The sequence below is a fragment of the Lawsonibacter sp. genome (genome assembly GCF_022777125.1).
In the GTDB taxonomy this organism is placed as follows: domain Bacteria; phylum Bacillota; class Clostridia; order Oscillospirales; family Oscillospiraceae; genus Lawsonibacter_A; species Lawsonibacter_A hominis.
Map to the genome: position 1 here is coordinate 1 of NZ_JALFGV010000027.1, position 6,525 is coordinate 6,525.

Sequence of the window (6,525 nt, forward strand, 5' to 3'; positions counted from 1 at the left end):
CGACAGCGAGATCGACCTGCTGGTACGGGGCGGGGTGACCCCGTTGGAATGCGTGGGGGGAAAGGTCAGCGTGGTGCGGGGGGTGACCACCCGGACCAAAAGCGGAACGGCGGCGGACGCCACCTGGCGGGAACTGACCACCATCCGCATCGTGGACGACGTGATCCCCACGGTGCGCTCCGCACTGCGGGCAAAGTTCCGCCGGGCCAAGAATACCGAACAGAGCCGGGGAGCCATACGCTCCCAGGTGGTGCTGGAACTGGAGAACAAGCTGGCAAGGGAGATCATCACCGGATACGACGGGGTGACCGTTACCGCGGACAGTGAAAATCCAACCGTGTGCCTGGTGGATTTCTCCTTTACGGTGGCCCACGGGCTCAACCAGATTTGGCTGAGCGCGCATATTACGGTGTGACCCACAGCGGCGTTTGGGGAGGAGGAAGCTTAGGTGAATATTTCGGGATTTCCCACCAGCAGCGATATCTATTTGGAAGTGGATGGGAAAAAGGTGGCGGTGGTACAAAGCTACACGGCAAGATCCAGCCGGACCAGCCAGACGGTGGAGGCCTTCGGCGAAGACGAGCCGGTGGCTACCATTCCGGGTCAGCGCAGTCATGTGATCGAACTGACGCGGCTCTACGCCACCGACGAGGCCATCCGGGACGGGCTTAATTTCCACGATCTGGAGGATTTCAGCCTGGTCATCTGCAAGCCGGACCGGAAGATCATTTATTCCGGCTGCCAGTGGAGCGCGATCGGGGAGACCGGCGCGCTGGGGGCTATGGTTGTGGAAAAAATTACCATCATGGCGGCCAGGCGGATCGAGACGGCGGCGTGAGCGAGGGGGACAGAGCGCTTGCCGGCGTGCCGGCCGGGGAAGAGCGATGGGAGAGCAGAGAATGAGAGAACATTCGATTTTGGCCGGAGCGCAGCGGCTGCGGCTGGAGGACGGGAGCGAGCTGCGGCTGCTCTCCGCACTGGAGGTGCTGGAGGCCCGGCGGGAGGCGGAGGAGCTGGCAAAGAGCGCAGGAGAACAGGCCCTGTGTTCCAACGCCTGCTTGCTGGCCAGAGCGCTGGAACGGGACGGCGAGCCCCTGTTCGAGGACGGCTGGGCCGTCCTGAGGGGGATGACGGCCTCCGAGATCGCTGTGCTGGCAACACGCTGGGCCGACTTCGAGCGGCAGGAGGACCCGGCGCCCGAAGATGGAGAGGAGCGCTGCCGGCAGCTAAAAAAAGCCTGGAGCACACGCCGGAGGAGCGCCTGCGCTGGCGTGTGCTCAAGACCTTCGGAGCTCTGCCCACCGAGGCGCGCGTGCGGGAAATGAAGCGCCGTGACTATCTGTGGTGCGCGCTGAATCTGCTGCTGGACCACGAGGAGGAGCTGGGGCGGCTCTGCCCCAGCTGCCGGGCCCAGGCGGAAGAGGGGCGCTGCCCCGTCTGCGGCGGCGCGGCGGGAGAGTATCTTGGCGGAGAGAACGCGGCGTTCGACGAGGAGCGGTTTGAGCGGCTGATGCGGGGGGAGACGGATTGATCGATTTCCTGGAGCGGCTGCTGGCGGCACAGCGGCGGGCGGAGGACGGAGAAAAAGAGCCGCTCCTGCTCCCGGCAGACCCGGCGTGGGCGGCCCCGGCGGAGGAGGAGAAAACCGGCGGAGCCGGACGGCCGGAGGCCGGCGGGGAGACGGAGGAAGGCGCGCAGGCGGCAGAGCGGTGCGGCGTGTGGGAGGAGTTTGGGGCGGCGGGGCGGAAGGACGCCCCTTACGGGCGCAGAGCGGCCGCTGCGCCGGCATCCGGCGGCGGGGAAGGCCAGGCCGGCGCGGCGGCGCGGGGCCGGGAGGAGGGCGCGAGCGCGCCCAAGACGTCCGCCGGAGCGGCGCGGCCACGGGAAACGGCAGCAGGACGGTCACCCGACGCCGGGGCGTGGCTGGAAGAACAGGTGCGGCGGAGCGCGGCGGCGGCCGGAAGCATCGGCACAGGGCCGGGCCGGATCGCGGTAGTGGAGCGGCAGACGGAAGAGAGCGCCGCCGGGGTGACGGCGGCGGAGCTGGACCGGGTGCTGGAGCGGGACGCCCGGCGGTACGACGCAGGCTTCCGCCTGTTTTGAGAGGGGGAGAGCGCCGGTGAAGCTGGCGGCGATGCGGTATAAGGACTACGTATGGCCCCACAATCCGCGGGTCTATACCATCGAATACGAGCGGAGGATGGGGGCGCGGAAGGTGCCCTTTGGCCGCTATTTTTTACAGGATCTGGGGCCCGCCCAGCGGGTCATGCGGGGCGAGGGCGAATTTGTGGGGGAAGAGGCCTATGCGGAATTCAAAAGGCTGGCGAGCGTGTTTTACGACGACGGACCGGGACTGCTGGTCCACCCGGTCTGGCAAACGGCCAACGCCTATTTCGTGGAGCTGTCTCTGGCGCAGGAGCCCCGGGCGGATTATGTGAGATACACCTTTGCCTTCTGGGAGGGCTATGAGGGACACAATACAACCCTGCGCACACAGCAGGGGGAGAGCGCCGGGAGCGGCGCCTCCGGGACGGAAAGCAGGAGCGGCGCGGTCTGGCACACAGTGGCGCAGGGAGAGACCATGTGGGGGATCGCCCGGCGCTATGGCCTGACGCTGACGGCGCTGGTTACCCTCAATCCCCAGATCAAAAACCCGAACCTGATCCTGGTGGGAGAGAAGGTGCGGGTAGCATGACGGGGACGCTGATCTGCTGGGACGGGCGGCGCGTCGTCCTGCCCGACCTGACGTCCTGGCGGATGGAATATGCCTGCGGAATCCCCTGTGACAGCTTCTATCTGGAGTGCCTGTGGGAACCGGGCGAGGCCGGGGCGCTGGCCGAGGCGGTACGCTTTGCGGCGGAGGAGGACGGGGAGCGGGTGTTTACTGGCGTGGTGGACGAGGTTTGCTGCGGCTGGGATGAAGACGGAGCGCGCCTGAGCGTTTCCGGCAGGAGCATGGCGGCGCTGCTGCTGGACAACGAGGCGCTGGGGTGCGATTATCAGACGGCCACCCTGGCAGATATCCTGCGGGATCACGTGACCCCTTACGGCATCCAGGTGGGGCGGACGGACCGGCTGCCCGCGGTGCCGGACTTCTCCGTGGCCATGGGGAGCAGCGAGTGGCAGGCGCTCTATCATTTTTGCCGGTACTACGGCGGCGTGACGCCCCGCTTTGACCGGCAGGGGCGGCTGCAGGTGTGCGCCTGGCAGGATGGAGCGCGGCGGGTGCTGGACGAGGACGCGGCGGTGCTGGAGCTGGCCTGGAAGGAGAAGCGCTACGGGGTCTTGTCCGAGGTGCTGGTACGGGATAAGGCGCGGGACCAGGTGCAGCGGGTGGTCCACAGCGGGTTTGCCCGGCGGGGCGGACAGTGCCGGCGGGTGCTGACCATGCCGGGGCGCAGCAGCTATCAGGCCATGCGCTATTCCGGAGAATACCAGCTCCAGCGTGCCGCCGAGGGATGGCACAGCGTGGAGCTTATGCTGCCCGGCGCCTTCCGCGCCTGGCCGGGGGAGCTGGTGGAGGTAAACTGGAAGCGCGACGTCTGCCGGGGGCTTTGGCGGGTGACGGAAAGCGTGTGCGGGACGGATGCGAAGGGCGCGTATACCCGGCTGACCCTGGCGGACGCGGCGGCGGTCGTTTGAGCGGCGGCGGGACGGTTTGGACAAGGAGGAGACAGCATGTGGATCTCAAGACAGGGGATGAGCCGGGACGGACGGCAGGAGGCGGCCCGGGTGGGTGTGGTGAGCCTGCCGGGAGACCCGGCGGCCGTTCTGCTGGACGGAGAGCGCCGTCAGGTGCCGGTATTCGCGCCCGGCGGCTATCAGTGGCAGCCCATGCGGGGCGAGCAGGTACTGGTGGTCAAAGCCGGACCCGACGGGGAACAGCCCTGCGCGGCGGGGGTGCGCGGCCAGCGCGCGTGGAACCTGGCGCCCGGCGAGGTGGTGCTCTACAGCGGCGGCGGGGCGGCCAGCATCCGCATCCGCAACGACGGCGTGATCTCCATGAGCGGCACGGTATTGGTCAATGGGCTGCCCGTGATGGTGGAGGGCGGTTAGGATGGAGCTGATGGTGCGGGACGGGGACTACGTGAGCGACGGACGGGGCTCCTTCCGGCGGGCGGAGGGGAGCGCGGAGCTGCTGCAGCGGGTGCTGTGGAAGCTGAGTATCCGGCGGGGCTGCTTCCCGCCGCTGCCGGGGCTGGGCAGCCAGCTGTATCGGCTGGCCGGGGCGCAGCCCGCGCGGCGAGGCGCGCTGGCCCGTCAATATGTGACCGAGGCGTTGGCAGAGGAGGAGTCTCTGCTTGTGGACGATGTGATTTTAAGCGGCACGGGCACCTTACAGGTCAGATTGACCTGGCGGGGAGAGACGCTGCGTTTGGATATGGACGTACAGGGAGCGTGAAGGGATGACGGTGGACGAGATCTACAGCGGGATGGCTGCACGGTTTCAGGAGGAGACCGGGCTCGTCCCGGCGGGAGACGGGGACCTGGCGGTGCGGCTGTACGCTGTGGCCGCCCAGATCTACGCCTTATATGTACAGGCAGATTGGGTGGAACGGCAGTGCTTTCCCCAGAGCGCCCACGGGGCGTATCTGGACAAGCACGCCCAGCTGCGGGGGCTGGAGCGGCGGGAAGCGGTACGCGCCCAGGGAGTGCTGCGCTTTGAGACCGACAGCGCCGCCCAAACCGACCTTTCCATCCCGGCGGGGACGGTGTGCATGACGGCGGAGCAGGTGCGCTTCGAGACCCTGGAGGATGTGGTGCTGCAGGCGGGAGAGACCGCGGCTCAGGTGCGTGCGCAGGCGGTGGAGCCGGGGAGCGCGGGCAACGCGGCGGCCGGGACCATCCGGGCCATGGCAGTGGCCCCGGTAGGCGTGAGCCGGTGCACCAACCCCGCAGCCTTTACCGGCGGGCTGGAGGAGGAGACGGACGAGGCGCTGCGGGTGCGGGTGCTGGAGACCTTCCAGAGAATGCCCAACGGGGCCAACGCCGCCTTTTATCAGCAGGGGGCCATGTCGTTCCCGGAGGTGGCGGCGGCGGCGGTGCTGTCCCGCCCGAGGGGCGTGGGTACGGTGGATGTGGTGGTATCCACCCCCGCCGGGGTGCCGGACAGCGCCCTGCTGGCCCAGCTGAGCAGCTATTTCACCCAGCGGCGTGAGATCGCCGTAGACGTACGGGTACGGGCCCCGGAGGTAAAAAGCATCGATGTGAGCGTGGCGGTGGCAGCTGCGGACGGCGCCGACGGGGAAGCGGTGCGCAGCCGGGTGGAGGCCGCCCTGCGGGCGCAGTTCGACGGACGGCTGCTGGGACGGGATGTGCTGCGGGCCGCGCTGGGGGCGGTCATCTACGGCGTGGACGGCGTGGCCAACTACAGCATTGCCGTCCCCGCCGCCGACGTAGCCGCAGCGGCGGACGAGCTGCCTGTGCTGGGAACGCTGACGGTGACGGAGATGGAGGTGAGCGGTTGAAGCATGCGGATTATCTCCGGCAGATGCTTGCGCCGCTGGGGGTCTATCGTCTGGAGGGGACCTGCAACGGCGGAGAGCTGGAGGCCGTGGGAGCCGCCCTGGACGGCTGCGCCGCCGCGCTGGAAACGGTGGAGCGAGAGATGCTGCTGACCACGGCGGAGGGGGACGGCCTGGAGCGGATCGAAGCGCTGCTGGCGCGGCGGCCGGTGACAAGCGTCCTGGAACGGCGGCGGGCAGCTCTGGCGGCCCTGCTGCGGATTGGAGGCGACAGCTTCACGCTTTCGGCGATCAACGACAACCTGGCCGGATGCGGGCTCAATGCGGTGGCCAGTGAGACGGAGGAGCCCGGCGTAGTAGAGGTGCGCTTTCCCGAGGTGCCCGGGATCCCGGATGGGTTTGCAGAGATGCGGGCCATCATCGAGGATATCCTGCCGTGCCATCTGGAAATACGGTATGTCTACTGGTACATTACCTGGGCCATGCTGCAGGCGCGCTTTCAGACCTGGGGAGAGATCGAGTCGCTGGGACTGAGCTGGAGCGCATTGGAAAAGCTGGTACGATGAGAGTTGGGGTGGAGTTGAAGGCGGAGCATATCAAAAATGGGGCGCTGGCCCTGCTGGCGGCGGCGGGAGGGCTGCTGGCCCAAGCGCTGGGAGGCTGGGATACGGCACTGCAGAGCTTGATTTTCTGCATGGCGGTGGATTACCTCACCGGTATGCTGGTAGCGGGGGTGTTCCGGCGCTCCGGCAAGACGGAGAGCGGCGCGCTGGACAGCCGGGCCGGGTTTCGCGGGCTGTGCAAAAAGGCCGGGGAGCTGGCGGCCGTGCTGGTGGCCGCCCGGCTGGACCTGCTGTTGGGCAGTGATTGGGCCCGGACCGCGGTGATTCTGTTCTTTGTGGGCAACGAAGGGCTGTCTATCCTGGAGAACGTGGGATTGATGGGCGTACCTTACCCGGCGGCGCTCCGGCAGGCGCTGGAGGCCCTGCGGGAGCAGAGGGCGGAAAAAGGGCCGGAGGAGTAATGTGAACCGAACCAGTAAAAACGGACAATAGACAAA

12 protein-coding genes are annotated in these 6,525 nt (G+C 67.8%); all 12 read left to right on the top strand.

All coding sequences use genetic code 11. From position 1 onward, the window contains the following. Nucleotides 1-415 (top strand): phage tail sheath C-terminal domain-containing protein (locus MR825_RS02325; RefSeq protein WP_287878557.1); only part of this gene is annotated, 415 nt, incomplete at its 5' end. Between the two features lie 33 nt (nucleotides 416-448). Continuing rightward, entirely contained in the window at nucleotides 449-838 is a 390-nt protein-coding gene (locus MR825_RS02330) for a hypothetical protein (protein WP_186907988.1), read from the top strand. A 61-nt stretch (nucleotides 839-899) separates the two neighbouring features. Further along, the gene (locus MR825_RS02335) at nucleotides 900-1,325 is read left to right on the top strand and encodes a hypothetical protein (RefSeq protein WP_256175502.1); all 426 of its coding nucleotides are present in this window, start codon (nucleotides 900-902) and stop codon (nucleotides 1,323-1,325) included. Beyond that, nucleotides 1,322-1,531, top strand: coding sequence for a molybdopterin oxidoreductase (locus MR825_RS02340; protein ID WP_186907987.1), 210 nt, complete (start codon nucleotides 1,322-1,324; stop codon nucleotides 1,529-1,531). The genes MR825_RS02335 and MR825_RS02340 overlap by 4 nt, the downstream gene beginning before the upstream one ends. Next, nucleotides 1,528-2,103, top strand: coding sequence for a hypothetical protein (locus MR825_RS02345; protein ID WP_287878562.1), 576 nt, complete (start codon nucleotides 1,528-1,530; stop codon nucleotides 2,101-2,103). Before MR825_RS02340 ends, MR825_RS02345 begins: the two co-directional genes overlap by 4 nt. Nucleotides 2,104-2,134: 31 nt before the next feature. Beyond that, a complete protein-coding gene (locus tag MR825_RS02350; RefSeq protein ID WP_186908058.1) occupies nucleotides 2,135-2,695 on the top strand; it encodes a LysM peptidoglycan-binding domain-containing protein in 561 nt (186 codons plus the stop codon). Further along, nucleotides 2,692-3,642, top strand: coding sequence for a hypothetical protein (locus MR825_RS02355; RefSeq protein WP_287878568.1), 951 nt, complete (start codon nucleotides 2,692-2,694; stop codon nucleotides 3,640-3,642). The genes MR825_RS02350 and MR825_RS02355 overlap by 4 nt, the downstream gene beginning before the upstream one ends. Before the next feature lie 36 nt (nucleotides 3,643-3,678). Then, on the top strand, nucleotides 3,679-4,056 hold the full coding sequence (locus tag MR825_RS02360) for a hypothetical protein (RefSeq protein WP_256175510.1): 378 nt from the start codon (nucleotides 3,679-3,681) through the stop codon (nucleotides 4,054-4,056). Nucleotide 4,057: 1 nt separating this feature from the next. Further along, nucleotides 4,058-4,402, top strand: coding sequence for a hypothetical protein (locus MR825_RS02365; RefSeq protein WP_186907983.1), 345 nt, complete (start codon nucleotides 4,058-4,060; stop codon nucleotides 4,400-4,402). Between the two features lie 4 nt (nucleotides 4,403-4,406). Then, the gene (locus MR825_RS02370) at nucleotides 4,407-5,468 is read left to right on the top strand and encodes a baseplate J/gp47 family protein (RefSeq protein WP_256175512.1); all 1,062 of its coding nucleotides are present in this window, start codon (nucleotides 4,407-4,409) and stop codon (nucleotides 5,466-5,468) included. After that, the gene (locus tag MR825_RS02375) at nucleotides 5,465-6,031 is read left to right on the top strand and encodes a DUF2313 domain-containing protein (protein WP_287878572.1); all 567 of its coding nucleotides are present in this window, start codon (nucleotides 5,465-5,467) and stop codon (nucleotides 6,029-6,031) included. The genes MR825_RS02370 and MR825_RS02375 overlap by 4 nt, the downstream gene beginning before the upstream one ends. An 8-nt stretch (nucleotides 6,032-6,039) precedes the next feature. Next, on the top strand, nucleotides 6,040-6,489 hold the full coding sequence (locus tag MR825_RS02380) for a phage holin family protein (protein ID WP_256175514.1): 450 nt from the start codon (nucleotides 6,040-6,042) through the stop codon (nucleotides 6,487-6,489). Nucleotides 6,490-6,525 lie beyond the last annotated feature (36 nt).

Coding starts and splice junctions, on each gene's coding strand:
- MR825_RS02355 (WP_287878568.1), top strand. CDS start 2,692: ATGACGGGGACGCTGATCTGCTGGGACGGGCGGCGCGTCGTCCTGCCC.
- MR825_RS02340 (WP_186907987.1), top strand. CDS start 1,322: ATGAAGCGCCGTGACTATCTGTGGTGCGCGCTGAATCTGCTGCTGGAC.
- MR825_RS02360 (WP_256175510.1), top strand. CDS start 3,679: ATGTGGATCTCAAGACAGGGGATGAGCCGGGACGGACGGCAGGAGGCG.
- MR825_RS02370 (WP_256175512.1), top strand. CDS start 4,407: ATGACGGTGGACGAGATCTACAGCGGGATGGCTGCACGGTTTCAGGAG.
- MR825_RS02335 (WP_256175502.1), top strand. CDS start 900: ATGAGAGAACATTCGATTTTGGCCGGAGCGCAGCGGCTGCGGCTGGAG.
- MR825_RS02350 (WP_186908058.1), top strand. CDS start 2,135: ATGCGGTATAAGGACTACGTATGGCCCCACAATCCGCGGGTCTATACC.
- MR825_RS02365 (WP_186907983.1), top strand. CDS start 4,058: ATGGAGCTGATGGTGCGGGACGGGGACTACGTGAGCGACGGACGGGGC.